This is a genomic window from Acinetobacter guerrae, from assembly GCF_009372255.1.
Taxonomy (GTDB): Bacteria; Pseudomonadota; Gammaproteobacteria; order Pseudomonadales; family Moraxellaceae; genus Acinetobacter; species Acinetobacter guerrae.
This window is the reverse complement of the sequence record NZ_LXGN01000007.1, coordinates 69,518-93,626: the sequence shown is the minus strand read 5'-3', so window position 1 is coordinate 93,626 and position 24,109 is coordinate 69,518. Positions and strand designations below refer to the sequence as shown.

The following is a 24,109-nucleotide window of genomic DNA, read 5'->3' as shown; positions in this document are numbered from 1 at the left end:
TTACTTCTTAGCGGCTTCAATAAGTTCGATAAAATGATCGAACAGTGGGGCACAGTCATGTGGACCTGGGCTCGCTTCAGGATGACCCTGAAAGCTAAATGCTGGTTTGTCAGTACGATGAATCCCTTGGTTTGTACCATCAAACAATGAACGGTGTGTCACCTTCAAGTTTGCTGGTAAGGTGCTTTCATCAACAGCAAAGCCGTGGTTTTGAGACGTAATCATCACTGTACCTTTTTCTAGGTTTTGTACAGGATGGTTGGCACCGTGATGACCATGATTCATTTTCATGGTTTTGGCGCCAGAAGCGAGTGCTAAAATTTGATGACCTAAACAAATACCAAATACAGGCAGGCTTGTGGTTTCAACAATGGTTTTAACTGCTTCAATGGCATAATCACATGCTGCTGGATCACCAGGACCATTCGACAAGAAAACACCATCTGGATTCAAGGCCAACACTTTTTCAGCAGGAGTTTGCGCAGGAACAACGGTCAATTTACAACCACGGTCTGCAAGCATACGCAGGATGTTGGTTTTGACACCATAATCGTATGCAACAACATGATATTTTAATTCAGGTTGAGTAAAGCCTGTGCCAAGTTCCCATGAACCTTCAGTCCACTCAAAACCGCTCGGATCACAGCATTCTTTCGCAAGATCTAAGCCATTTAAACCGCCAAATTCGCGTGCTTTCGCTAAAGCTTCTTCTTCAGTAATATTTTCACCAGCAAGGATGCAACCGTTTTGCGCACCTTTATCGCGCAAAATACGTGTCAATTTACGTGTGTCAATATCTGCAATCGCAACGACATTATTTTGTTGTAAGTAGTCGCCTAGTGATTGTTCTGCACGAAAATTGCTATGAAGTAATGGAAGATCGCGAATGATTAAGCCATTGGCCCATACTTTCTGGATACGGCCAGACTCATTATCTTCACTATTGCATCCAGTATTACCAATGTGGGGATAAGTCAGCGTCACCAGTTGTTGTGCATAACTTGGATCGGTCAGAATTTCTTGATAGCCTGTCATGGCTGTGTTAAAAACGACTTCACCAGTCGTTGATCCCGTTGCACCAATAGACGTTCCTTTAAAGATCGTTCCATCAGCAAGGGCTAAAATGGCGGGGGTGCTCAAACCAAAGCTCCTGAATTAAAACCACAAAAATAGGGCTGTAAAAAAGCGAGTAGACATAAAAAAAGGCCGGCTGTCTTTCAAAAACACGCCCTCCTTTTGGTCTGCTCGCTTATAACTTAACAGCGCATTATACGCATGAAGTCCTCATAAGTCTACGAGTTTTAGCGTAAATCCACGCTTATTTCGGTGTTTGGCAAATAATCGTTATTTATCGGAATACTCAGTTAAAAAATCAATTGTCTAACAATTTACATCTTGGATGAATGTTGATCGATTTAAAATAAAAGTGGTCATAATTCCAAAAAAGAGGGTAAACAAATGCCAGTAAAGAAACCACTGAAAGCTGTTGTCGAAGAGCATCAACAACAAGTTGAGCAGTTATATACAGAAACCACTGCTCAAGTTAAAGATGTTCTGAACGAAACTCAGGAAAAAATTGAAGCGGAAGCTAAAGAGTTGAATCAAACGATTCAAAGCCAACTTTCGCATTTAAAAGAAGATGTTTTGCAGCGTGTTGACGTGATCAAATCTCAATTCAACAACTCACAAGGTGATTTAACAGAACTTGGCGATGTCATCAAAAAAGAGTTGGGAACATTGGTAGAAGATCTTGGTAAAGTCGGTCGTGAAATTAAAGATGATTTAGGTCAAATTACTTTAAAACACAAGGATACTTTAACTGACGTACTCAAACGCTCAAAAGAACATGCTGTTGAAGCATGGAATAAAGTACGTGAGAACTAAAAAACAAAAAGAACCAGTAAAAGTAACTACTTTTACTGGTTTAAACAGCTCAAAATAATTGTATTAAAACTCATGCAGCCAATCGCGTTTATTATGAAAATCAGCTGATGGGCTGCTGTGTTGCATGGCATAAAAATGCATACCTTGTGATGTGTTTAAAACAGCGCTTAAACCTACATAAAGATCAGACCATTTCAGTTGATGCTTTTGCATAAACACGGTTAAGTCCACACTTACATTCATCCCATAATGGGTTCGTTTCAATTGATTTAACTCAATGTCATAAGCTGCGATTGGCGGTATATTTTCAGGATAACGATACTCTTCAAACTGATAGGCTTGCCATGCTTCAGAAGGGGATAAATTAATCTCGCGATAAAAATCCTGATTTTTCACCCCAATGAAAATTTCGAAACAAGTTTGCTCCCACAAAAAATCACGACGTGGATGAGCGGCAACTTGCTCTGGCCAAAGCATTAAATGATTAGGATCACGTAGCCAATAACCAACATTGAGTGTAAATGGAGATTGTTGTTCGATCGCTCCAACCAATGAGATTGATTCAAAACGATCGAAAGACATCAATTCATAACTTGCCATAATTAAAATCGATTTATTTGGCTAAATGTGCGTGACGAACAAGATTGGATAAATTCGGATTTTGTTTCGGTGCTTTTTTGTAGAGTAATACGATCTTGCCAATTTTCTGAACTGCTTCTGCACCTGTGGCTTGAGCAAGCTCATCAATGACTTGTGCACGAACTTCGCGATCTTCACCTGCAACTTTTACTTTAATCAGTTCATGGTCGTTTAAAGCGCGGTTGGTTTCTTCGATCACGTTTTCAGTTAAACCTTGCCCACCGATCATGACCACAGGATTTAGCGCATGTCCGATCTGACGTAAACGTTTGCGCTCTTGGATAGATAAAGCCGCCATGAAAACTACCTGAATGTAAAAACGACCTAGTATAACTTGCATCCCGTATCTAAGATAGATTCAGCATGCAGCCAATACGCATAAATATACGAAATATTCGATGATGATCATTGGAAAAAAGATGACGAAAGTGGTTATTCTGGATACATATGCATACTGCAAAGCCTGTATTTTTCACGTACAATCATAATCCAGAAGTTTTTTAATATTTAGTGAGTTATGGCAACACGCATTACCAATCAGAAGTTATCTAAGAGCAGTCGTGCGTGGATGAGGGAACACCTTGATGATCCTTTTGTCAAAAAAGCACAAAAGGAAGGTTACCGTGCGCGTGCAGCTTATAAACTTCTTGAAATTCAGGAAAAATATAAACTGATTAGACCAGGTATGACGGTGGTCGATTTAGGCGCAGCACCAGGGAGTTGGTCCCAGATTGCAGGGAAATTGGTTGGAAGTAAAGGGCTTGTAATCGCATCCGATATCTTACCAATGGATGCACTTCCTGACGTTACTTTTTTACAAGGTGACTTTCGCGAAGAAGAAGTCTTCGAAAAATTGTTAAATATTTTAAATGGACGTACTGTAGACATTGTAATTTCAGATATGGCCCCCAATACATCAGGTAATAGGGCTGTAGATCAACCCCGTCAGATATACTTATGTGAACTGGCTCTTGATTTCGCCCAAAAAGTTCTCGGCCCCAATGGACAATTTGTGGTAAAAGTGTTTCAGGGTGCTGGTTTCGATGAGTTTCGAAAGCAAGTTGTCGATAGTTTTGATGTGTTGAAAACTGTAAAACCAGAAGCTTCTCGTGCACGTTCAAAAGAAGTTTTTTTGATCGGGCAGGGGCGCAAAAAGGCAATGCGATAAAGTTTACTTGCCAAGTCGAGAAAAATTGTGCATTTTGTACAATTTCAACTTGTAGCAAGCACTAGACTTGCTGTTTACTAGGGTCTACCCCGTAATGGGCATGATCAAATTAGATTGATAATGGGAATAAAGCTTTGAGCGATCTCTTCAAGAATGCCGTATTGTGGCTAATAATACTTGGTGTTCTGATTTTGATTTTCAGTAACATCAGTGACCGCAATAAGCCATCAGCGATGAATTATTCAGAATTCGTTACTGCGGTGAATGCTGGTCAAATTAAGCAAGTCACTATTGATGGTTTAAATATTAGTGGTGAAAAAACCAACGGCTCTCATTTTGAGACAGTACGCCCGCAGGTTGAAGACACCGAGCTTTTACCAAGCCTGAACAAAAATAACGTTGTGGTTGAAGGAACAGCACCTCAGCGTCAAGGCTTGTTGATGCAACTTCTCATTGCTAGTTTCCCTGTACTTCTCATCATTTTGTTATTCATGTTCTTTATGCGAAATATGGGTGGGGGAGCTGGTGGCAAGAACGGACCAATGAGTTTTGGTAAGTCTAAGGCTAAAATGCTTTCAGAAGACCAGATCAAAGTGACGTTTAAAGATGTTGCAGGTTGTGATGAAGCGAAGCAGGAAGTCGTCGAAATTGTCGATTTCTTAAAAGATCCAGCCAAGTTTAAGCGTTTGGGTGCAACCATTCCTCGTGGCGTGTTGATGGTGGGTCCACCTGGTACAGGTAAGACTTTATTAGCTAAAGCAATTGCGGGTGAAGCCAAAGTTCCATTCTTTAGTATCTCGGGTTCTGACTTTGTTGAAATGTTTGTGGGGGTGGGTGCGTCCCGCGTTCGTGACATGTTTGAACAAGCGAAACGCCATGCACCTTGTATCATCTTTATTGATGAGATCGATGCGGTCGGTCGTCATCGTGGTTCAGGTACAGGTGGTGGACATGATGAGCGTGAACAGACTTTGAACCAGATGTTGGTTGAGATGGATGGTTTTGAAGGTAATGAAGGTGTGATCGTCATTGCTGCAACCAACCGTGCTGATGTATTGGATAAAGCACTACTACGTCCAGGTCGTTTTGATCGACAAGTAATGGTCGGTTTGCCTGATATTAATGGTCGTGAGCAAATCCTGAATGTTCATTTGAAGAAACTTCCTTCGGTAACAGGTGTAGATCTAAAAGTATTGGCACGTGGTACACCAGGATTCTCTGGTGCACAGTTGGCAAACCTTGTAAATGAGGCAGCTTTATTTGCAGCCCGTCGTAATAAAAATACGGTGGATATGCATGATTTTGAAGATGCCAAAGACAAGATCTACATGGGGCCTGAGCGTAAATCCATGATTCTTCGTGAAGAAGAACGTCGTGCGACGGCTTACCATGAATCTGGGCATGCGATTGTTGCTGAAATGCTACCAGGTACAGATCCTGTGCATAAGGTTACGATCATGCCACGTGGTTGGGCGTTGGGTGTGACTTGGCAGCTACCTGAACAAGACCAGATTAGTCACTATAAAGACAAAATGCTCAATGAAATTTCGATTTTATTTGGTGGTCGTATTGCTGAAGAGATTTTTATCAATCAGCAATCAACGGGTGCTTCTAATGACTTTGAACGTGCAACCAAAATGGCGCGTGCAATGGTCACCAAATATGGAATGTCGGATAAACTGGGTGTAATGGTTTATGAAGACGAAAACCAAAATGGTTTCTTTGGAAATGTGGGAAGTCGTACCATTTCAGAAGCAACGCAGCAACAAGTTGATCAGGAAGTGCGTCGTATTCTGGATGAACAGTATAAAGTTGCTTGGGACATCCTTGAAAATAACAAGGACAAAGCCCATGTGATGGTGAAGGCACTGCTTGATTGGGAAACAATTGATCGTGAGCAGGTACGTGACATTATGGAAGGCCGTGAACCACGTCCACCAAAAGTTTATGTGGCTGAAAATCCTGTGGTCAATTTAGATCCGCCAAGTAGTGGTCCATCGACACCACCGCCATTACCATCAATGGGTTAATGGTCTATCTAATATAAGAGCTGCTTCGGCAGCTCTTTTTTATTTGAATATTATTTAACTGAATGTGAAATTAAATCAGCCAAAATTTGGATTCGTACTGATAAAATACGTCACACGAATAGGAGTCACAAAATGCGTTTAATGTCTTTGCCTCAGCGACAACTCAAGTGTGGTCAGCACCAGCTTGATTTATCACAACCGCAAGTGATGGGCATTTTAAATGTTACTCCTGATTCATTTAGTGATGGCGGTCAACATAATCAAAAACAACAAGCTTATGCCCATGCAATGCAAATGATTATAGATGGGGCTTCCATTATTGATATTGGTGGAGAGTCTACGCGTCCGGGTGCTTCATCTGTTGATGTTGAAGAAGAAATTAAACGGGTTCTGCCTGTAGTTGAGTTATTGGCTAAAGAAAATATCATTCTTTCGATTGATACTAGTCAACCTCAAGTGATAAAAGCAGCGGTGGAGGCGGGGGCACATATCTGGAATGATGTGAGAGCATTGACTCGTCCTAAAGCTTTGGAAACTGCTAAAGAACTGGATATTCCAGTGATTATAATGCACATGCGTGGTGAACCAACTACGATGAACCATTTGGATCAGTATAGGGATGTTACATCTGATGTAATACATGAGTTGCAAGATAGAATTAATGACGCTTTACTGGCGGGCGTAAAATCTGAAAATATTCTCATTGATCCTGGGTTTGGATTTGCAAAAAATGCACAACAAAACCTAAAGTTACTGCAAGAATTTTGGAAGCTTAGTGATTTGGGTTATCCGATTTTATCAGCATTATCACGTAAACGTTTTATTGGTGAAGTATTGGGTGGGGCTAATGCACAGCAGCGAGCAGTTGGAAGTGTAACTGCCCATTTGCTGAGTATTCAGCAGGGCGCGTCTATTGTCCGCGCACATGATGTAAAGGCAACCGTGGATGCGATTCGAATTTGGCAGGCAATGCTCAAAATATAAACTATTTTATTTAACTCATTTTAAAGAAGCCAATTGTTTAAGATGATGAAGTTTTGCGTGTTTGAGGATAAGGTTGAAAATTTGGCATATGTTAATTTATTAATCAACTTGTGATTTGATTAGTATTTTTATGATGCAACTTCATCCCGTTACTTTTGCGATTTTTGTTATTTCTATTATTTTAGATATATTTTTTTTAATTTTTGCGATTTGTTATTCTGACAAACTATTTGTCTTTATCGCAATATTATTACTTGCAGCAGCTTGGCTTATTTATAAGGAATATCAGCTTAGTCTGGATGTCTTTTATTAGCAACTAGTCGAATTTAGTTTTTAAATATGTTATAAGCAGCTCGGAATTTTAATGTTGTTAAGTATTTATTCATGTTGAACGATCTTCTTCTCCCTATGTTTGATGATGGCTATTATCCGCAAATTTTAGTCGCTGAAATTAAGCAATATATCATTGATTTTTCAAAAAAGATTATTGGTTCTACTAAAACTGAATCAGAAATTTATCATTTAGCTCATTTGACTTTGTCAAAAATTAACGAGATGAAGGCCGAATTTGAAGATCTTGATTCGAGTTTGGATGACACTGCAACTGATTATATTGCTGAAGCCATGATGATGGTGGTGCAAGATGCAGGTTATCTGGATATTGATATGGAAGAGCTAGTGGTTATTCGGGAATGGTAAAATTTTTTGAGGACTTGGCTCTTTAGTTATCTGTAGTATCCAAATTAGTTAAATGATCTAGAGCATCGCTGAGATGGCAACTTCGATGTGGATGAATATCAATAATCTGATCAACATTCAGTTTTAAGACTTGATTATCGGAAAAATCCACCTTTGCCAACACACTTAACCAGTAAGTGGGATAGCTTTGTTGAAATTGTTTGAGTTGTACGAAAATTTCTGAGTTTTGACTTTCAATTAAATACTCCTTTGCTCCAAGATCACAACGCTTCAGATAAAAGTCTTGATCTTTTTGAATAATAGTTCCCATAAAAAGATCTTGCGCAGAAGCGGTTGAGACGTTTAAAAAACTTAATAAGCAAAATAGAGAAAAGATTCGTTTCTTTTTCATTGTGTTCTCAAATTTGAAGCATAAAAAAACCAGCATAATGCTGGAGCTTTAATTTGTCACGGTTATCAACATAAAAGATGGTGCCCGGGGCCGGACTCGAACCGGCACGCTTTGTGGGCGGGGGATTTTAAATCCCCTGTGTCTACCTATTTCACCACCCGGGCTTGAGGGCAATAATAGTGGAACAAACTTGTATTGGCAAGAATATCCTATATTATTTGTAGTTTTTTCAAACAACTACTTCGATTTTACTCAATTATTGTATTTGATGAATCAGACGTGCAATATTTTCACAGCTTCGTGTTAAATTTTTAGCACCATTTTGTAAGGCAGTTTCAAGATCACAACTTCGATCTAATATTCCAAAAACTGCGGTTATGCCTTCCTGATACAGTGTATCAATTCCTTCTCCGATATAACCTGCACAAACAAAAACAGGCTTATTTAATTTTTGTGCAACACGTGCAACCCCAATAGGTGTTTTTCCAAATTTGGTCTGAAAATCAATACCCCCTTCGCCTGTAAAAACATAATCTGCCTGTTGAATTGCTTGGTGCAAACCAATGCTTTCAATAACGGTATCTACTCCAGACTGAATTTTTGCATGGGTAAAAGCTAATAGACCAGCAGCTAAACCACCTGCGGCACCTGCACCTGCTATATGTTGAATATTAATTTTCAACTGTTGTTTAAGTAAATTTGCAAAATGATTAATATTAGCTTCAAGCAATTGCACCATTTCAGGATTAGCGCCTTTTTGCGGTCCAAATACATGAGTTGCACCATTTGGTCCCAATAAGGGGTTGTTCACGTCGCTGGCAATGATAATTTCAACGTCATCCAGTCGTTGATCTATTTCAGAAATATCTATGAAGTGAATTTCATTGAGATAACCTCCACCTAACTTAACGGGTTGTTTATTTTGATCTAAAAATTTCACACCTAAGGCCGTTGCCATGCCCATACCTGCATCATTGGTAACACTGCCGCCCAAACCAATAATAATCTTTTTAACATGATGATCTAGTGCTGCACGGATCATTTGACCTGTACCAAATGTAGATGTATACAATGGATTGCGTTGTTCACCAGTCAAAAGGTGAATGCCATTGGCTTTAGCCATTTCAATAACAGCAGTTTGGTTGTTATCAATCAGACCGAAATACGTTTTAACTTTTTGAGAGGGGAGTGGCCCCATAACCTCAAGATCGACTTTTTTGCCATCTGTGGCGTTAATTAATGCATCTACAGTGCCTTCACCACCATCTGCCATTGGGCATAAAATAAATTGGCTATCAGTAAATATTTTTTGCAGCCCGATTTGCATCGCCTGACAGGCTTCTATTGCAGTCATACTTTCTTTAAATGAGTCTGGGGCAAGAACGAAAATTTTAGGCATAGGGGCTGCTTACTTTTAGGGTAAATTCATGGAAAAAATATGCTTATCTGCAAGATAGCATTGCTTTGACATAATACGAAATGTTTTAACTGGATCATAAAAAGAGAATAAAAATTGCACGGTGGACAACTATTGATCGTTTAGTGTTTGTTGGATGCTATGGATTATTAGGCTTGCTTCTGGGACTAGCCGCTGCTTTATTTGTGTCTAAATACGTGGACACGAAATTTGATTCGGCTACGATCATTGTTTTTACAGGCTTAATTTGTGCAACTACTGCTTTTATTGCACCCAATATGATGAGTCTATGTTTTAGAAAATTATGGTTGTGGATCAAATATTGGTGGTCTTAATTTATTTTAGGCATAAAAAAAACCAGCTTGCGCTGGATTCTTTATTGACACCATTTTAAGTGATTTAAAATGGTGCCCGGGGCCGGACTCGAACCGGCACGCTTTGTGGGCGGGGGATTTTAAATCCCCTGTGTCTACCTATTTCACCACCCGGGCTTGACCAAATTTGGAGGCGGAGGTCGGAATCGAACCGGCGTACACGGAGTTGCAGTCCGCTGCATGACCACTCTGCCACCCCGCCATCATTTGGTGATGCACATATTAGCAAGCTTCAGAAAAAAAACAATAGTGAATTCAGAGAATATGCACATAAAAACAACATCTAAAATAAAATTGGCTCAATTATCATGTATCATTTGCAAAATCGAATTCATATCTACTTTGGAGATGTGCTGTGGCATTGGTTCTTGATGGTCGTGCATTGGCAAAACAAATTGAAACTGACTTGCTGACACGCGTAGAAGCGTTAAAAGCAAAATCAGGTCGTACCCCAATTTTGGCTACCATTTTGGTGGGAGATGATGGTGCATCTGCAACTTACGTGCGTATGAAAGGCAATGCTTGCCGCCGTGTAGGTATGGATTCAGTTAAAATTGAATTGCCACAGGAAACGACTACTGAGCAACTTTTGGCTGAAATTGAAAAATTAAATGCCAATCCAGATGTACATGGAATTTTATTGCAACATCCTGTGCCTGCTCAGATAGACGAACGTGCTTGTTTCGATGCGATTTCTTTGAATAAAGATGTCGATGGCGTAACCTGTTTGGGTTATGGTCGTATGGCAATGGGCGAAGCGGCATATGGCTCTGCTACTCCTGCTGGAATTATGACGATTCTAAAAGAAAACAACATTGAAATTGCAGGTAAACATGCTGTTGTGGTGGGACGTTCTGCAATTTTAGGCAAGCCAATGGCTGCGATGTTACTTGAAGCGAATGCGACGGTAACCATTTGCCATTCACGGACTCAAAATTTGTCAGAATTTGTGAAACAAGCAGATATTATTGTGGGTGCGGTGGGTAAAGCAGAGTTGATTCAAAAAGACTGGATTAAACAAGGCGCAGTTGTGGTCGATGCGGGTTTCCATCCGCGTGATGGCGGCGGTGTAGGTGATATCCAATTACAAGGAATTGAAGACATTGCATCGGCTTATACGCCTGTACCAGGTGGTGTTGGGCCAATGACCATTACAACCTTAATCCGTCAAACAGTAGAAGCGGCTGAAAAAGCTTTAGGTTAATTTTATTTATTCATCATAGAGTCCTATTGTTTCGTACAAATGTTAGCAATTATTAGGTTACTTTTCTTTCGGGGAAAGTAACTAAATTAATGTGTCATCCGACAAATTCTTCAGATTTTGGTTTGCTTTAGACAATCTAGTAGCACCATTACGGTCTTGAACAATTGCGGATGATGTTGATATGTATCAAATAGTAATTATAAATTATTGAACTTAATATGAGTTGTACTTTTCAATTTACTCAAGCCCCTGAACATTTACTGCAAGCATTAAATGACGTTATTCCTAATTGCGAGTTAATGGCACAACAATTGCCAGAAACACCTATTTCACTTTGGTTGATTCCGCCAGTGTTTCCCACTGATCGTTTGGATGATGAAGTGATTCGACGGATCTGGAATGACACGCCATACTGGATTTTTTGTTGGGCATCGGGTTTGGCGATGGCTCAATGGTTATTGGCAGAGCCGCAGCATGTTAAGGATAAAGTTGTTTTAGACTTTGGTGCAGGTTCTGGGGTTGTGGCGATTGCAGCTAAAATGGCAGGTGCTAAAAGGGTAATTTGCTGTGATATCGACCAAGTAAGTTTGGATGCCTGTCGTGAAAATGCGCTGCTAAATCATGTTGAACTTGAGTATCTGGACGATTTATATAGAGCAGAACAAGTCGATGTTTTGCTGGCAGCCGATGTCTTATATGACCAATGTAATCGTTTTTTTCTGGATGAATTTCTAAAATTTGCACCTGAAGTATGGGTGGCAGATAGCCGAGTCAAAAATTTTAGTCATCCTAAATATATGAAGATTGATGAACGTAGTGCCACAACATGGCCTGATCTAGATGAAGCTAGAGAGTTTCGTAATGTCAGTTTCTATAAAACGCTGTAAATATTTACAGCGTTTTATATTGATAAGTTATGAACAAGTATAGCGTACAACTTTAAGTGTGCTTGGTTTGGTATCGAGCGCTTGCCGAGTTGCATAACCTTCGCTGTTATTTAAGCTAGGAGAGTCCATTAATCCTACAGACATGCGTGAGTTGCCTACTTGTAGTCCATCATGATTTGATTGATTAGAAGCAGGATTTGCAATTTCATTTACACTTAAAATTGATAATTTATAAGTTTTTGTGGTGCCTAAAACTTGTTGGCAGGCACGTTGTAATTTTCGTTCATCAAGTTCTCGATTAGATCGTCCTGCTAGGGTATAGGCTAAAGTTGCAGAAGATACCGTTTTATTTTCAACCTGATAACCTGTATTGCCATTGTATTGACGTGGTGTACTTTGACAGGCGCTTAATACAATCACGCTCCCTGAAATTAAAAGTAATAAGGTTTTTTTCATGAGGTTGTTCCTTCTAATCGTATTCAAATAAGCCGTTGAAAATATGCAGATGTATTTTTTATATTTTAAGCATTTACTTGCTTAAACAAACGATAAAATTGTATTAACTTTAAAACCAAATAAAAACACATTAAAAATACATAGCATGTAACGACTGGAATGCTTTTACTTTACGTGTAAATTTGCTAACTTCGAATGATCTTAATTAAATAATGATAATAATAAAAAGGGGGTGAGATATGTTATCTAATCTAAAAGATCTTCCTCTTTACGATCTGGCAGTGATTGGTGGTGGGATTAATGGTGTGGGTATTGCCAATGATGCTGCGGGACGTGGGCTCTCTGTTTTTTTGTGTGAGAAGGATGATTTTGCGAGTCATACTTCATCTGCTAGTAGTAAGTTGATTCATGGTGGTTTACGCTATTTAGAGCATTTTGAGTTTCGTTTAGTCCGTGAGGCACTTGCCGAACGAGAAGTACTTATGGCTAAAGCACCACATATTATTCGTCCTCTGCGTTTTGTATTGCCACATCGTCCGCATTTGCGTCCAGCATGGCTGATTCGTTCAGGGTTATTTTTGTATGATTATTTGGGTAAGCGAGAGAAATTGCCTGCATCCAGAAGGTTGGTGCTAGATCATCAAGGGCCGTTAAAACAGGATATCGTCTTGGGTTTTGAATACTCAGATTGTGCGGTAGATGATGCGCGATTGGTCATTTTAAATGCGATGCAAGCCAGAGAAAAGGGTGCAGAACTGGTGACTCGAACTGAGTGTATTGCCGCCGAAGTAATAGATGATGTGTGGTTATTAACTTTGAGACACCAACAAACACAGTATCAAATTTGTGCAAAATCCTTAGTCAATGCAGCAGGACCGTGGGTTGAGCGTTTTCTAAAGGAGACGCTAAAGCTAACTTCACCTTATAAAATTCGTCAAATTCAGGGTAGTCATTTGATTGTGCCTAAACTTTACGAGGGTGATTATGCTTATATTTTGCAAAACGAAGATCGGCGAATCGTCTTTACTATTCCTTATTTACATGAATATACCTTGATTGGAACAACTGACCAAATTTATCAAGGTGATTTGGAGCAAGTTGAAATTACACAGCAGGAAATTGAATATTTACTGGCAGTGGTTAATCTACACTTTGAAAATAGCCTTATTCAATCCGATATCATTGAAACATTTTCGGGAGTTCGGCCCTTATGTGATGATGAATCAGATCAACCCTCAGCTGTAACTCGTGATTATACATTGGCAATGACAAGGGTGAATGGTGCTGTTCCATTGTTGTCAGTATTTGGCGGCAAACTTACAACTTATCGTAGACTTGCTGAATCTGCACTGGATGAATTGAATTGTTATTTCCCTGAGTTAAGACCTGAATGGACTGAGCATGAGCCTTTGCCTGGAGGCGAGTATTTTAAAAGCATGGAGAGTTTAATTCGAGGAATTCAGTTAAGAATTAAAAATATTCCACTCGAAATTGCGATACGATGGGCAAATAGCTATGGCACACGCGTGTGGCAATTACTTAGAGAAATTTACTCTTTTGATGATTTCGGCATAAATTTTGGGCATGGCCTGTATCAACTTGAAGTTGACTACCTGATCAAAGTTGAATGGGTGCAATCAGTCGATGATATTTTGTGGAGACGCAGTAAACTGGGCTTGAAATTTAATTGTGCTGAAATTGTAGGATTAGATAATTATCTTCAAAATGTATTGGGAAATCAGCAAAGCAAGATTGCTTAAAAAGATATTAGCGAAAACGACATTGCCTAAAAATGACTGCACAAAGCCTATTTATGCAGCCATAAAAAATAATTTTAGATTTCTTTACCGCCTAAATTCTGGCAGTTGACATTAGGTGATGTCCATTTGACTGCAGTCCCTGTTGCTACAGGGCGAACAATACGCCACGGCCAAAAACCAAAACGTTGACTTGCATTGTAGTCTACGATGGCATTAGCATTCAGTTTTTGTGCAGCATTGCCTAATTTTGGATAGAGTTCTTCTACACTTCCGTAGGTACCTTTTGCAACTTTTACACGTTTAACGACAACATATTGTTGTGATGGAACGCCATTAATGAGACATACCCCAAAATGATCCTTCGCTTTTTCATTTGCTGTTACCTCATCTGCATGGGTGATGTTGCAAAGAACAAGTAAAGACAAAGTAGAAAGAACAAGCTTTTTCATTGTTTGCTTCTCGTTGGTTGTAAAAAATAAATTTTAAATTATCAATGTATTAAAGATTTTATGCCGATTATTTTTGCATATACCACATAATAAAACAGGCCATTGTATGGCCTGTTTTATTTATCCATTTATATTAGTGATTTTTTACAGCATCTAATAACGCTTCTTGGCGTTCTTTCAATGCTTTTGGTAAACGTTCACCAAGTTTGTTGAATAATTCAGTATGGCTTTGGATTTCAGTGATCCACTGGTCTTTGTCTTGTGCAGTGATAAGTTCAAATTCTTCTTTAGAAAAATCTGTTCCTGCCCAGTTTAGATCATCATAAGTTGGTACATAACCAATTGGCGTTTCAACAGCATTGGCACGACCTTCAACACGGTCAATCATCCACTCAAGAACACGCATGTTTTGACCAAAACCAGGCCATACAAAGTTACCTTCAGCATCACGACGGAACCAGTTTACGTTGAAGATTTTTGGTAATTTATTACCAGCAGCTTCAGCTTTTTCCCCAACTTGCTGTCCTACTTCTAACCAGTGCTGGAAGTAGTCTGCCATGTTGTAGCCTGTAAATGGTAACATTGCAAATGGGTCACGACGTACCACACCTTGCTGGCCAACAGCTGCCGCAGTGGTTTCAGAACCCATTGTTGCTGCTTTATAAACACCATCAACCCAGTCAAAAGCTTCTGATACTAAAGGTACAGTATCGGCACGACGACCACCAAAGATGAATGCAGAAATAGGAACACCTGCTGGATTTTCCCAATCAGCATCAATAGAAGGACATTGACCTGCTGCAACTGTGAAACGCGCATTTGGATGTGCTGCTTTTTCACCATCTACGTGTGGTTGACCTTTCCAGTTAGTCAAATTCGCTGGAACTTCTTTAGAAAGACCTTCCCACCAAACTTCACCGTTATCAGTTACTGCAACGTTAGTATAAATAACATCTTTGTGCAGGGTTGCCATACAGTTCGGATTGGTTTTTGTATTTGTACCTGGTGCAACACCGAAGAAGCCTGCTTCTGGGTTGATTGCATATAGGCGACCATCTTCACCTGGTTTGATCCAAGCAATATCGTCACCAACAGTTTCAATTTTCCAACCTTCATAACCCGCTGGTGGAATCAACATTGCAAAGTTGGTTTTACCGCAAGCAGAAGGGAATGCTGCTGCGATGTAGTGTTTTTCACCTTGTGGGTTCGTTACACCTAAAATCAGCATGTGTTCAGCTAACCAGCCTTGTTCACGACCCATTGCAGAAGCGATACGAAGGGCTAAACATTTTTTACCTAGTAATGCATTACCGCCGTAACCTGAACCAAATGACCAGATTTCACGTGTTTCTGGATAATGGACAATGTATTTTTCAGGGTTGCATGGCCATGCAACATCTTTTTGACCTTCAGCAAGAGGTGCACCAACAGTATGAACACATGGTACAAATTCGCCGTCTGTACCCAATACGTCATAAACAGCTTTACCCATACGTGCCATTTTACGCATGCTGACTGCCACATATGGCGAGTCAGTTAGTTCGATACCGATTTGCGCGATATGGCTACCCAATGGACCCATTGAGAATGGAACCACATACATGGTGCGGCCTTGCATTGCGCCATCAAATAAACCGTTTAGTTTAGTGCGCATGGCTGCTGGTGCTTCCCAGTTGTTTGTTGCACCCGCATCTTCTTGCTTTTCAGAGCAAATGAATGTGCGATCTTCAACACGAGCAACGTCAGAAGGGTCAGAGTTTGCAAGATAAGAACCTGGATGTTTTTCTTGGTTGAGTGCTTGCATTGTGCCGTTTGCGATCATCAGGTCGATAAGACGCTGATATTCTTCTTCGCTACCGTCACACCACTCGATTTTTGCAGGTTTGGTTAATTTTGCAATTTCTTCAACCCATGCAATAAGCTTAGGATGACGAACGAATTCTGGTGCGTTCACTTGGGTCATGGTGAGGCCTATTTAAAAAACGTACTAAAGTACAAATCTAGATGCAGGGATACAGCAAATAGATGAAGTAAAAAAAAGTGGCGCTATTAAAGCATAAATTGATGAAAAAAATAAGACTAAAGACTAAATTAGAGTTTTAAGCCGAAAATTGGGATAAATATATATAAATCATATTCTTACTGTATTTAAGCTAGTATTAATGTTGGTATTAATATTTTTGATATGTGTTATTTTTAAATAAAATTTATATAAAAATCAAAATATTAATTTAAAATTAAACTTGAGAACAATTATCGATTAAATAAATAGTCATCATTTGAATTTTACATAAAGCGTATTTTATTTGCTTAGTTCTTGGACAAAAATAGACTCAATCATTAGCTTAGAATGATAAAAATGCCAACACTTCGACCTTTATCTATTATTTACAACGAAAAGTCTGGGTTTCATGCTGCCAATAAAGACGGCGTGTATGAGCAAATTATGACGATATTTACCAACCATGATTTTGAGATACAAGTCTTTGAATTAGGTGCTGAAGATAATTTTGATGACTTCATGCAGCAGGTATTAAGTCGCCATCAGAGTGAGGATCGTGGGGTGGTCGTTGCTGCTGGGGGCGATGGAACTCTGAATGCGGTGGCATCAAGATTAAAAAATACTGATATTCCAATGGGAATTTTGCCTTTGGGAACATTTAATTATGTGGCACGAGTTTTGGAGATTCCACAGGATTTACTTCAAGCAGCAGAAGTGATTGCAACAGGAGTACCGCGTTCTGTTCATGTTGCGACTTTAAATGATCGAATGTATTTAAATAATGCCAGTTTAGGTTTGTATCCATTATTTATTCAAAAAAGGGAACAATATAATCAGCGCTTTGGACGCTTTACTTTAAATGCCTATACCTCTGGTCTGGATGTCCTCATTCGTGACCATAAAGAACTTAAATTATCCATCACTGTGGATGGGAAAATTTACCCAGTAAAAACACCGCTCATTTTCTTTGGAAATAATCAGTTGCAGCTTCAGGAGATGAATTTGAACATCGCTCAATGTGCGGCAGAAGGGCGAGTAGCAGGCGTAGTCGTTGCAAAAAGCGATAAAATAAGTTTGTTTCGGATGCTTTTTCAACTGATCAAAGGCGATCTTGAGCATGCCAGAGATGTCTATAGTTTTAGTGCCGACCACGTGCTTGTCGATTCAAAAAGTAAAACCTTAACGGTTGCAATTGATGGGGAAATTGAGGAAATGGCTACACCGTTAACATTTGGTGTTGCAAAGAACGCGTTAAGCATTATGGTGCCTGCACATGCTACTTCATCTATCTGATCTGCATTTTGGTACAGAAAAGCAGGAATGTCTGACCGCAATCGAAAAGTTCTGTCGGGAGTATCAACCTGAACTGATTGTAGTGAGTGGAGATCTAACGCAGCGTGCAAAGTTTGTTGAATTTTATAAATGCCGACAATTTTTGGATTCACTGAAGATTCCTTATATTGTCGTTCCAGGAAATCACGATATCTCGTTGTATAATTTGTGGAATCGTTTTTTTTCTCCATTCACCCGCTATCAATTCTTTTTTGGCGAATTAGAGCCAAAATTGGAAACTGAACATTTTTTTATTGTTGGGGTGAATAGTATTCGTCGGCGTTATCATACTCGTGGCTATATCTCGTTGGAACAAATTCAAAGAACCAATGAGATATTAAAACTCGCGCCTGATCAAAAATTGAAGTTGGTGGTGTTACATCAGCCTTTTTATACTCCACCAGACGATTCGCATGGAGTAAAAGACTGTCCAGTTCTAGGAAGAATGGCCTTGGAGAATTGGAGTAAAAATGGTTTATTTGGTGTGCTACATGGGCATTTACATCAAACAGCAGTCTATAATTTAACGCAAATTTTTCATTTGAAAGTCAATCATCCTGTGTATGATATCCATGCAGGCACTGCAACATCTTATCGTTTGCATAAAGGTCTGCCCAATAGTTTTAATACGATTTTAAATGATGGCAGAATTCAGCATTATTGGTTTGATGAACAAGCACAAAATTTTGTTTTGCACATTGATTCGGCAGAGAAAACCACAAAGATGTTTGAGTGATTAAAAAATATACAAAAATAGCATTTTTTTTAATTTTTCCCCTTGAAGCGTTTTTTTCCATCCCCACAAAAGTGTCATCAAATTCATTTTGATGGTTGCTAAAGGAATAATGAAAGCAAGCATCATTTATCAAATCGTAGACTTAGTCTGGTGGAGTTATTTATGAGCAACATTCGTCCATTACATGACCGTGTAGTTATTCGTCGTGTTGAAGAAGAAACAAAAACTGCTGGCGGTATTTTATTGCCAGGTTCTGCTGCTGAAAAACCAGCTCAAGGTGAAGTGATTGCAGTAGGTAATGGTCAAATCACTGACAATGGCGTACGTGCATTGGACGTTAAAGTGGGTGATAAAGTGTTATTTGGTACTTATGCAGGGACAACTGTAAAAGTAAATGGCGACGAATTCTTAATCATGAAAGAATCTGACATTTTAGCTGTTCTTGAAGGCTAATTTTTCACTTAACTCATTGATAAATCAGATCAAGCATAGATATAAAATTTGGAGTAAATAATGTCAGCTAAAGACGTTAAATTCGGTGATTCAGCGCGTTCAAAAATGATCGCAGGTGTCAATGTTCTTGCAGATGCAGTGAAAGTGACTTTAGGCCCTAAAGGTCGTAACGTGGTTATTGATCGTTCTTTTGGTGCACCGCACATTACTAAAGACGGTGTAACGGTTGCTAAAGAAATCAGCCTAAAAGACAAATTCGAAAACATGGGTGCGCAGCTTGTACGTGAAGTATCAAGCAAGACCAATGATATTGCGGGTGACGGTACTACGACTGCGACTGTACTTGCTCAAGCTATTTTAAATGAAGGGATCAAATCAGTCACTGCTGGTATGAACCCAATGGATCTTAAACGTGGTATCGATATCGCGGTTAAAGCAGTTGTAGAAAACATTCGTGCGACCGCTAAACCAGCAGATGATTTTAAAGCGATTGAGCAAGTTGGTTCGATTTCTGCAAACTCTGATGAAACTGTGGGTAAATTGATCGCTCAAGCCATGGAACGTGTCGGTAAAGAAGGCGTCATCACAGTTGAAGAAGGTTCTGGCTTTGAAGATGCGCTTGATGTTGTAGAAGGTATGCAGTTTGATCGCGGCTATATCTCTCCATATTTCGCAAACAAACAAGACACGTTAACTGCTGAACTTGAAAATCCGTTCATCTTGTTGGTTGATAAAAAAATCAGCAATATCCGTGAATTGATTACAGTTTTAGAAGCGGTTGCAAAAACTGGTAAGCCTCTGCTTATTATTGCTGAAGATGTTGAAGGCGAAGCGCTTGCAACACTTGTTGTGAACAACATGCGCGGTATTATTAAAGTTTGTGCAGTGAAAGCACCTGGTTTTGGTGATCGTCGTAAAGCGATGCTTCAAGACATTGCAATTTTGACCGGTGCAACTGTAATCTCTGAAGAAGTGGGTATGTCTTTAGAGCAGGCAACACTTCAAGATTTAGGTACTGCACATAAAATCACAGTTTCTAAAGAAAATACTGTAATTGTGGATGGTGCTGGCAATGCAGCACAAATTGCGGAGCGTGTTCAACAGATTCGTGCGCAAATCGAAGAATCAACGTCTGAATACGACAAAGAAAAACTTCAAGAGCGTGTTGCTAAATTAGCAGGCGGTGTTGCGGTCATCAAAATTGGTGCAGCAACTGAAGTTGAAATGAAAGAGAAAAAAGACCGTGTTGATGATGCGCTTCATGCAACTCGTGCTGCTGTTGAAGAAGGTGTCGTTGCAGGTGGTGGTGTTGCGTTAGTTCGTGCAGTCAATGCCCTTGATGGTCTTAAAGGCATCAATGAAGATCAAACCGCAGGTATCAATATTTTACGCCGTGCGATTGAAGCTCCTCTTCGTCAAATCGTTTCAAATGCGGGTGATGAACCTTCAGTTGTTGTAAATGCTGTTAAAGCAGGTGAAGGTAACTATGGTTACAACGCTGCAACTGGTGTTTATGGTGACATGCTTGAGATGGGTATTCTTGATCCAGCTAAAGTAACGCGTTCTGCACTTGAGCATGCAGCATCTGTTGCTGGCTTGATGTTGACGACTGAAGCAATGATTACTGATATTCCAGAAGACAAGCCTGCAATGCCAGATATGGGCGGCATGGGTGGTATGGGCGGCATGATGTAATCTGCTCATATATAGTTTAAGTTATTGTCATTTAATATGATTTAAACTGTATTTGTTAAACTTACTCACAATGTTACTCACATTCGAGTTTTTTAAAAAAAGGTCACAAATTTTATTTGTGGCCTTTTTTAATTTTATAGCTCTATGTTTAGTATTTTTAAAAGAAGTCATTGTCTGGAATAAAAATTTGATTATGGGATGAATGAACAAATTAAAAAATTTAAAAATAAGTATTTTATCGTTGTTGAGTAAATTCTATTTTACTGTGGCGATTTATAAGCAAGTGGGATTAATGATGATGTTCTTGAATAACATCGATGTTTTTAAAATTTAGCCATGTGGTCTTTGGTTATACTGATTTCTTGTGAAATTGTTGCAAGAAGGGAATGCGGCATTAATTTGGTATCTTTCTTCTTTAGAGAACTTGGATATATTGCTTTATTGTGTGTTTTGCAGGGATGAGTTGAAAAATCAAAATGAACTTCATACATTCTTAACTTTATCAACTCGATACAAACGTCTTGAATTTCGTGACTAAATTCGCTTTATATAGAAGCAAATAAGTCAAAATTAAACTCACTAATTACCTAAAAGCAGTAAAACAGTCATCCCCAATGTAAAGGATGACATGAATAATCCTAACAAATCAATCAACAAACAAATCTTTTGCCAATTGATTCGCATGTTCAGGTGAACAGGCATACTCGTTAAAATCACGAATGCCTGCCAGTCTTAATGCGTCTTCATCAAGGAGAGTTTGCCCTGTGATCTTGCCACAAGCACCGCTAATAATGGCAAAAGCAGCATCACTCATCATTTCAGGTTTACGGCTGAATTGTCGAGCAGCGACCTCACCAATCTTGACACTAACCGCGGCAGTATTAATTAGCGTTACAGGCCATAATGTATTGCATTGAATATCATCGTTTTTTAGTTCCTCTGCAAGACCAAGTGTTAAAAGAGTCATTCCATATTTCGATAAAGCATATGGAGCGTATTGTCCAAGCCAGTGTGCTGCAAGGTTAATCGGCGGTGCAAAACTTAAAATATGTGCCTGTGAGGATTTTTTTAAATAGGGTAAAGCATGCTTTGCAGCAATAAAGGTTGCTCGGTGATTGATAGCTTGAATAAGATCATATTGTTTCAATGAGGTATCTTGAACATTGCCAAGATGAATCGCACCTGCATTATTGACTAAAATATCAATGCCTGAGAAATGATCGGCTGTTTCTGCTAAGGCATGAATGATTTGTTGCTCGTCGCGAACATCGACTTGTAAGGGTAGAACGTTTCCACCTGCGGCAGTGATTTCTTCGGCGACCGTGTAAATTGACCCACCTAGTATGGGATGGGGATCTGCTGATTTGGCTGCAATGACCACATTAGCGCCAGCCCTGCCACAACGAATCGCCAATGAACGTCCAATCCCTCGGCTACCACCCGTAATAAAAACGGTTTTCCCTGTTAAGTTTTTCATTTTTTGAATCCTGTTTTTGAATTGTAGATTAATTTGCAATATAGGCTGGGTGATCTTTTGCAGGCTGAATAACTTGAGTTCCTTTACTCCCAAAACCTGCTAGATAGTCGAGTTGTTCTTGCCGACCACGTTGGATTTGTTTTTCTCGTAAGATCGGAATAAATCGTTGCAATCTGAAGGTTGCTATGTTCTTTGGAGTGAGCAATATCGGGTACCACGGTATGATATGTTTGGGTAAGCCCAATAGCTCCATCTTCTTGCTGCCCAAAAAATAGCGGCTAATGCTTAAATGTTTATGATAATCCAACTGCTGGCGTAATTTGATGAACCTCTGATACTCTTTCTCAAAAGGTTCTTGAGACAAAGAGTATCCAAGAGCTTTGCTGGTCCAATCGGCGGATGGTTGAGTCTGTATAAACTGATACATTAAAATCATTCCATCAACCTCATGTTCTGCCAACCATTTTTCTTCCACACCCATCAACCATCCTAAATATTTCCAAAAGTGCATGACTGCGTCGGCTTCTTGTCGATTGGGGAAAATACCAATTCCACGTAGACCAAGCAAAAATAAGTTACAAAATGCCAGATTGGTCGCCGCCATATCGATCTGGTTAATAGGTAAACCCCATGCAGATGCATTCCATTCCTGACGTTTTTTCAGATTACGACGCACCAGTGAATGAATCATACGGACGTGAATGGTCGATTTAAAACCTGCTCCATCACGTCTTAAACCATTTTTTGTGGTGCAATCAATCCACCATTTACTGGTTTCTGCTAGCCGTCGTGATGCACCTTTATTCAATGCACCTGTGAGTACGAGTGCCTGATTAAGACCAGAAAGGAGATATCCACCCATTAAGGCAACATCACGTAAAATATAATTGGCATGTATACCTGTAGCCGCTATAAAGTCTAAAGCCTGCTCCATTTTTTTCTGGTCAAGCCATGCAGGATAAGTCTCTATTTGCTTAAAAAAGTGTTGTATCTCGATGGGGCAGTCTTCAATACTACTGATACCGTGTTGTAACGCTTGTTCAAAGATTTTTTTCCGCTGTGCAGGATTTTCAGAAAATAGCCACTCTACTAGCACATCCATAGATGGATCGCCTTGCCATAAACCATCACTCAATTGCTGATAACGAGAAGAATTAGGAATGACTTGTTTTTTAATGATGAATGACAGGGGTTTGAGCAATACACCTTGTTGTTGGATGTGTTTGAATGATTTTACCCGTTGGGGGATAGGATTTTTATCGGATGTATTTAAATAATTTAACTCGGTAAGATGTTCAGACATGTCGTCTTCTACCAGATTTAAGCGTTGTTTATACCATAATATGAATGTATATTCGCATACAATTCGTGTTTAGCCGTGAGAGATTTCATGCGCAAAAAACCTCAACAAAGCCGTTCTAGAGAACTGGTTAATGTAATACTTCAAGCAACTGAAAAAGCAGTGTGTTTATATGGTTTGGAAAATACAACGACACCAAAAATTGCGGAGCTTTCAGGGGTGAGTGTGGGTTCTATTTATCAATATTTTTCAGATAAACAAAATATATTGGATTGCTTGCTTGAGCAAAAAAGTCATGAGATTGGGCAACAACTAAAACAACTGCTCAGCCTAAGTCCTGATGAAAAGTTAGAGACGTTAATTTCTACCGCAATTAACTTTGGTTTCGAGGCTTTAAATAACAATCAATTTTATGTTGAGGTTATTCGGCATTGGCATAATTTCCCTCAAACTCGCGCAACCGATGTTATGCAACAACATATTTTTGATTTGGGACAACAAGTATTGCTCAAGTATCATCAGCATTTGGACTTAAATAATCTATCAACAAAATTATTTATTATTATCAATAGCACCATGTATACCATGATGCGCTATATCAGTTTAGAACATAGTTTAATGAGCCAGAATGAAATTGTGGACGAGCTAAAATTGATGATACTAGGATACTTACAGCTTAAAAGAGAATAAGTGATTCAGTAAAATAGCTAGCGATCAATCAAGGGTAATATAAAATTCAATTGATCGCCCAGTTACGATATGAAAGACAATA

23 protein-coding genes and 3 tRNA genes are annotated in these 24,109 nt (G+C 39.3%); 13 read left to right on the top strand and 13 right to left on the bottom strand.

Translation table 11 applies throughout. The features are described from left to right. Positions 1 to 1,140 carry a glutamine-hydrolyzing carbamoyl-phosphate synthase small subunit gene (gene carA / locus A7A69_RS06000; protein WP_120369362.1) on the bottom strand — a complete coding sequence of 380 codons (1,140 nt, stop codon included), beginning with the start codon at positions 1,138 to 1,140 and terminating at the stop codon, positions 1 to 3. Positions 1,141 to 1,458: 318 nt separating this feature from the next. Between carA and A7A69_RS05995 the strand changes: the two genes are divergently transcribed. After that, the gene (locus A7A69_RS05995) at positions 1,459 to 1,884 is read left to right on the top strand and encodes an IFT57 family protein (RefSeq protein WP_120369363.1); all 426 of its coding nucleotides are present in this window, start codon (positions 1,459 to 1,461) and stop codon (positions 1,882 to 1,884) included. Positions 1,885 to 1,947: 63 nt separating this feature from the next. On the opposite strand, the gene A7A69_RS05990 is transcribed toward A7A69_RS05995, so the two are convergent. Continuing rightward, positions 1,948 to 2,484, bottom strand: a complete 537-nt coding sequence (locus A7A69_RS05990) for a DOMON-like domain-containing protein (protein WP_004990215.1) — start codon at positions 2,482 to 2,484, stop codon at positions 1,948 to 1,950. Between the two features lie 13 nt (positions 2,485 to 2,497). Next, complete coding sequence (yhbY, locus tag A7A69_RS05985) at positions 2,498 to 2,821, bottom strand: ribosome assembly RNA-binding protein YhbY (protein ID WP_004990213.1); 324 nt, start codon at positions 2,819 to 2,821, stop codon at positions 2,498 to 2,500. A gap of 219 nt (positions 2,822 to 3,040) precedes the next feature. Between yhbY and rlmE the strand changes: the two genes are divergently transcribed. The 4 genes from rlmE (at position 3,041) to A7A69_RS05960 (ending at position 7,404) form a co-directional block, all read left to right on the top strand. Then, positions 3,041 to 3,691, top strand: a complete 651-nt coding sequence (rlmE, locus tag A7A69_RS05980) for a 23S rRNA (uridine(2552)-2'-O)-methyltransferase RlmE (RefSeq protein WP_120369365.1) — start codon at positions 3,041 to 3,043, stop codon at positions 3,689 to 3,691. A 134-nt stretch (positions 3,692 to 3,825) separates the two neighbouring features. After that, positions 3,826 to 5,721, top strand: coding sequence for an ATP-dependent zinc metalloprotease FtsH (gene ftsH / locus A7A69_RS05975; protein WP_120369366.1), 1,896 nt, complete (start codon positions 3,826 to 3,828; stop codon positions 5,719 to 5,721). A gap of 132 nt (positions 5,722 to 5,853) precedes the next feature. Beyond that, positions 5,854 to 6,705, top strand: coding sequence for a dihydropteroate synthase (folP, locus tag A7A69_RS05970; RefSeq protein ID WP_151980935.1), 852 nt, complete (start codon positions 5,854 to 5,856; stop codon positions 6,703 to 6,705). 384 nt (positions 6,706 to 7,089) lie between these two features. Beyond that, positions 7,090 to 7,404: a DUF5713 family protein gene (locus A7A69_RS05960; protein WP_152876591.1), complete on the top strand. Its 315-nt coding sequence runs from the start codon at positions 7,090 to 7,092 to the stop codon at positions 7,402 to 7,404. Between the two features lie 22 nt (positions 7,405 to 7,426). Here A7A69_RS05960 and A7A69_RS05955 read toward each other — a convergent pair whose 3' ends face one another. The 5 genes from A7A69_RS05955 to A7A69_RS05935 form a co-directional block, all read right to left on the bottom strand. Next, complete coding sequence (locus A7A69_RS05955; RefSeq protein WP_152876590.1) at positions 7,427 to 7,714, bottom strand: hypothetical protein; 288 nt, start codon at positions 7,712 to 7,714, stop codon at positions 7,427 to 7,429. Positions 7,715 to 7,873: 159 nt separating this feature from the next. Further along, positions 7,874 to 7,959 (bottom strand) — tRNA-Leu (locus tag A7A69_RS05950). Positions 7,960 to 8,051: 92 nt separating this feature from the next. Then, positions 8,052 to 9,194 carry a glycerate kinase family protein gene (locus tag A7A69_RS05945; protein ID WP_152876589.1) on the bottom strand — a complete coding sequence of 381 codons (1,143 nt, stop codon included), beginning with the start codon at positions 9,192 to 9,194 and terminating at the stop codon, positions 8,052 to 8,054. A gap of 423 nt (positions 9,195 to 9,617) precedes the next feature. After that, positions 9,618 to 9,703: transfer RNA gene (locus A7A69_RS05940), tRNA-Leu, on the bottom strand. Between the two features lie 11 nt (positions 9,704 to 9,714). Further along, a tRNA-Cys gene (locus A7A69_RS05935) sits at positions 9,715 to 9,788 on the bottom strand. Between the two features lie 153 nt (positions 9,789 to 9,941). Between A7A69_RS05935 and folD the strand changes: the two genes are divergently transcribed. Together folD and A7A69_RS05925 are read left to right on the top strand one after the other, a co-directional pair. Further along, positions 9,942 to 10,790: a bifunctional methylenetetrahydrofolate dehydrogenase/methenyltetrahydrofolate cyclohydrolase FolD gene (gene folD, locus A7A69_RS05930; protein ID WP_187349179.1), complete on the top strand. Its 849-nt coding sequence runs from the start codon at positions 9,942 to 9,944 to the stop codon at positions 10,788 to 10,790. A gap of 218 nt (positions 10,791 to 11,008) precedes the next feature. After that, positions 11,009 to 11,677, top strand: coding sequence for a class I SAM-dependent methyltransferase (locus tag A7A69_RS05925; protein ID WP_152876588.1), 669 nt, complete (start codon positions 11,009 to 11,011; stop codon positions 11,675 to 11,677). A 27-nt stretch (positions 11,678 to 11,704) separates the two neighbouring features. Here A7A69_RS05925 and A7A69_RS05920 read toward each other — a convergent pair whose 3' ends face one another. Further along, positions 11,705 to 12,133 (bottom strand): hypothetical protein, encoded by a 429-nt coding sequence (locus A7A69_RS05920; RefSeq protein ID WP_152876587.1) that lies wholly within the window; start codon positions 12,131 to 12,133, stop codon positions 11,705 to 11,707. A 239-nt stretch (positions 12,134 to 12,372) separates the two neighbouring features. Here A7A69_RS05920 and glpD point away from each other — a divergent pair, with 239 nt between their 5' ends. Continuing rightward, entirely contained in the window at positions 12,373 to 13,893 is a 1,521-nt protein-coding gene (gene glpD / locus A7A69_RS05915; RefSeq protein ID WP_152876586.1) for a glycerol-3-phosphate dehydrogenase, read from the top strand. 74 nt (positions 13,894 to 13,967) lie between these two features. On the opposite strand, the gene A7A69_RS05910 is transcribed toward glpD, so the two are convergent. Continuing rightward, positions 13,968 to 14,342, bottom strand: a complete 375-nt coding sequence (locus A7A69_RS05910; RefSeq protein ID WP_120369376.1) for a hypothetical protein — start codon at positions 14,340 to 14,342, stop codon at positions 13,968 to 13,970. A 133-nt stretch (positions 14,343 to 14,475) separates the two neighbouring features. Beyond that, on the bottom strand, positions 14,476 to 16,305 hold the full coding sequence (locus A7A69_RS05905; RefSeq protein WP_152876585.1) for a phosphoenolpyruvate carboxykinase (GTP): 1,830 nt from the start codon (positions 16,303 to 16,305) through the stop codon (positions 14,476 to 14,478). A gap of 396 nt (positions 16,306 to 16,701) precedes the next feature. Here A7A69_RS05905 and A7A69_RS05900 point away from each other — a divergent pair, with 396 nt between their 5' ends. From A7A69_RS05900 to groL, 4 genes are all read left to right on the top strand, one after another. Further along, positions 16,702 to 17,637: a diacylglycerol/lipid kinase family protein gene (locus tag A7A69_RS05900; protein WP_151980941.1), complete on the top strand. Its 936-nt coding sequence runs from the start codon at positions 16,702 to 16,704 to the stop codon at positions 17,635 to 17,637. Further along, a complete protein-coding gene (locus A7A69_RS05895; protein WP_152876584.1) occupies positions 17,618 to 18,412 on the top strand; it encodes a metallophosphoesterase family protein in 795 nt (264 codons plus the stop codon). The genes A7A69_RS05900 and A7A69_RS05895 overlap by 20 nt, the downstream gene beginning before the upstream one ends. Positions 18,413 to 18,574: 162 nt before the next feature. Then, on the top strand, positions 18,575 to 18,865 hold the full coding sequence (gene groES, locus A7A69_RS05890) for a co-chaperone GroES (RefSeq protein ID WP_004939735.1): 291 nt from the start codon (positions 18,575 to 18,577) through the stop codon (positions 18,863 to 18,865). Between the two features lie 60 nt (positions 18,866 to 18,925). Further along, positions 18,926 to 20,560 carry a chaperonin GroEL gene (gene groL, locus A7A69_RS05885; protein ID WP_120369380.1) on the top strand — a complete coding sequence of 545 codons (1,635 nt, stop codon included), beginning with the start codon at positions 18,926 to 18,928 and terminating at the stop codon, positions 20,558 to 20,560. Positions 20,561 to 21,206: 646 nt separating this feature from the next. Here groL and A7A69_RS05880 read toward each other — a convergent pair. Further along, complete coding sequence (locus A7A69_RS05880) at positions 21,207 to 22,037, bottom strand: SDR family oxidoreductase (protein ID WP_152876583.1); 831 nt, start codon at positions 22,035 to 22,037, stop codon at positions 21,207 to 21,209. Between the two features lie 28 nt (positions 22,038 to 22,065). After that, entirely contained in the window at positions 22,066 to 23,340 is a 1,275-nt protein-coding gene (locus tag A7A69_RS05875; protein WP_152876582.1) for an oxygenase MpaB family protein, read from the bottom strand. A gap of 87 nt (positions 23,341 to 23,427) precedes the next feature. Between A7A69_RS05875 and A7A69_RS05870 the strand changes: the two genes are divergently transcribed. Further along, positions 23,428 to 24,027 (top strand): TetR/AcrR family transcriptional regulator, encoded by a 600-nt coding sequence (locus A7A69_RS05870; protein WP_120369383.1) that lies wholly within the window; start codon positions 23,428 to 23,430, stop codon positions 24,025 to 24,027. The last annotated feature ends 82 nt before the right edge of the window (positions 24,028 to 24,109 follow it).

What these genes read in the sequence shown, in the direction of transcription:
- A7A69_RS05960 (WP_152876591.1), top strand. Translation starts at nt 7,090, where the DNA reads ATGTTGAACGATCTTCTTCTCCCTATGTTTGATGATGGCTATTATCCG.
- A7A69_RS05945 (WP_152876589.1), bottom strand. Translation starts at nt 9,194, where the DNA reads ATGCCTAAAATTTTCGTTCTTGCCCCAGACTCATTTAAAGAAAGTATG.
- A7A69_RS05995 (WP_120369363.1), top strand. Translation starts at nt 1,459, where the DNA reads ATGCCAGTAAAGAAACCACTGAAAGCTGTTGTCGAAGAGCATCAACAA.
- glpD (WP_152876586.1), top strand. Translation starts at nt 12,373, where the DNA reads ATGTTATCTAATCTAAAAGATCTTCCTCTTTACGATCTGGCAGTGATT.
- A7A69_RS05875 (WP_152876582.1), bottom strand. Translation starts at nt 23,340, where the DNA reads ATGTCTGAACATCTTACCGAGTTAAATTATTTAAATACATCCGATAAA.
- A7A69_RS05870 (WP_120369383.1), top strand. Translation starts at nt 23,428, where the DNA reads ATGCGCAAAAAACCTCAACAAAGCCGTTCTAGAGAACTGGTTAATGTA.
- folP (WP_151980935.1), top strand. Translation starts at nt 5,854, where the DNA reads ATGCGTTTAATGTCTTTGCCTCAGCGACAACTCAAGTGTGGTCAGCAC.
- A7A69_RS05880 (WP_152876583.1), bottom strand. Translation starts at nt 22,037, where the DNA reads ATGAAAAACTTAACAGGGAAAACCGTTTTTATTACGGGTGGTAGCCGA.
- yhbY (WP_004990213.1), bottom strand. Translation starts at nt 2,821, where the DNA reads ATGGCGGCTTTATCTATCCAAGAGCGCAAACGTTTACGTCAGATCGGA.
- rlmE (WP_120369365.1), top strand. Translation starts at nt 3,041, where the DNA reads ATGGCAACACGCATTACCAATCAGAAGTTATCTAAGAGCAGTCGTGCG.
- groL (WP_120369380.1), top strand. Translation starts at nt 18,926, where the DNA reads ATGTCAGCTAAAGACGTTAAATTCGGTGATTCAGCGCGTTCAAAAATG.
- A7A69_RS05920 (WP_152876587.1), bottom strand. Translation starts at nt 12,133, where the DNA reads ATGAAAAAAACCTTATTACTTTTAATTTCAGGGAGCGTGATTGTATTA.
- A7A69_RS05895 (WP_152876584.1), top strand. Translation starts at nt 17,618, where the DNA reads ATGCTACTTCATCTATCTGATCTGCATTTTGGTACAGAAAAGCAGGAA.
- A7A69_RS05910 (WP_120369376.1), bottom strand. Translation starts at nt 14,342, where the DNA reads ATGAAAAAGCTTGTTCTTTCTACTTTGTCTTTACTTGTTCTTTGCAAC.
- groES (WP_004939735.1), top strand. Translation starts at nt 18,575, where the DNA reads ATGAGCAACATTCGTCCATTACATGACCGTGTAGTTATTCGTCGTGTT.
- A7A69_RS05905 (WP_152876585.1), bottom strand. Translation starts at nt 16,305, where the DNA reads ATGACCCAAGTGAACGCACCAGAATTCGTTCGTCATCCTAAGCTTATT.
- A7A69_RS05990 (WP_004990215.1), bottom strand. Translation starts at nt 2,484, where the DNA reads ATGGCAAGTTATGAATTGATGTCTTTCGATCGTTTTGAATCAATCTCA.
- A7A69_RS05925 (WP_152876588.1), top strand. Translation starts at nt 11,009, where the DNA reads ATGAGTTGTACTTTTCAATTTACTCAAGCCCCTGAACATTTACTGCAA.
- A7A69_RS05900 (WP_151980941.1), top strand. Translation starts at nt 16,702, where the DNA reads ATGCCAACACTTCGACCTTTATCTATTATTTACAACGAAAAGTCTGGG.
- A7A69_RS05955 (WP_152876590.1), bottom strand. Translation starts at nt 7,714, where the DNA reads ATGGGAACTATTATTCAAAAAGATCAAGACTTTTATCTGAAGCGTTGT.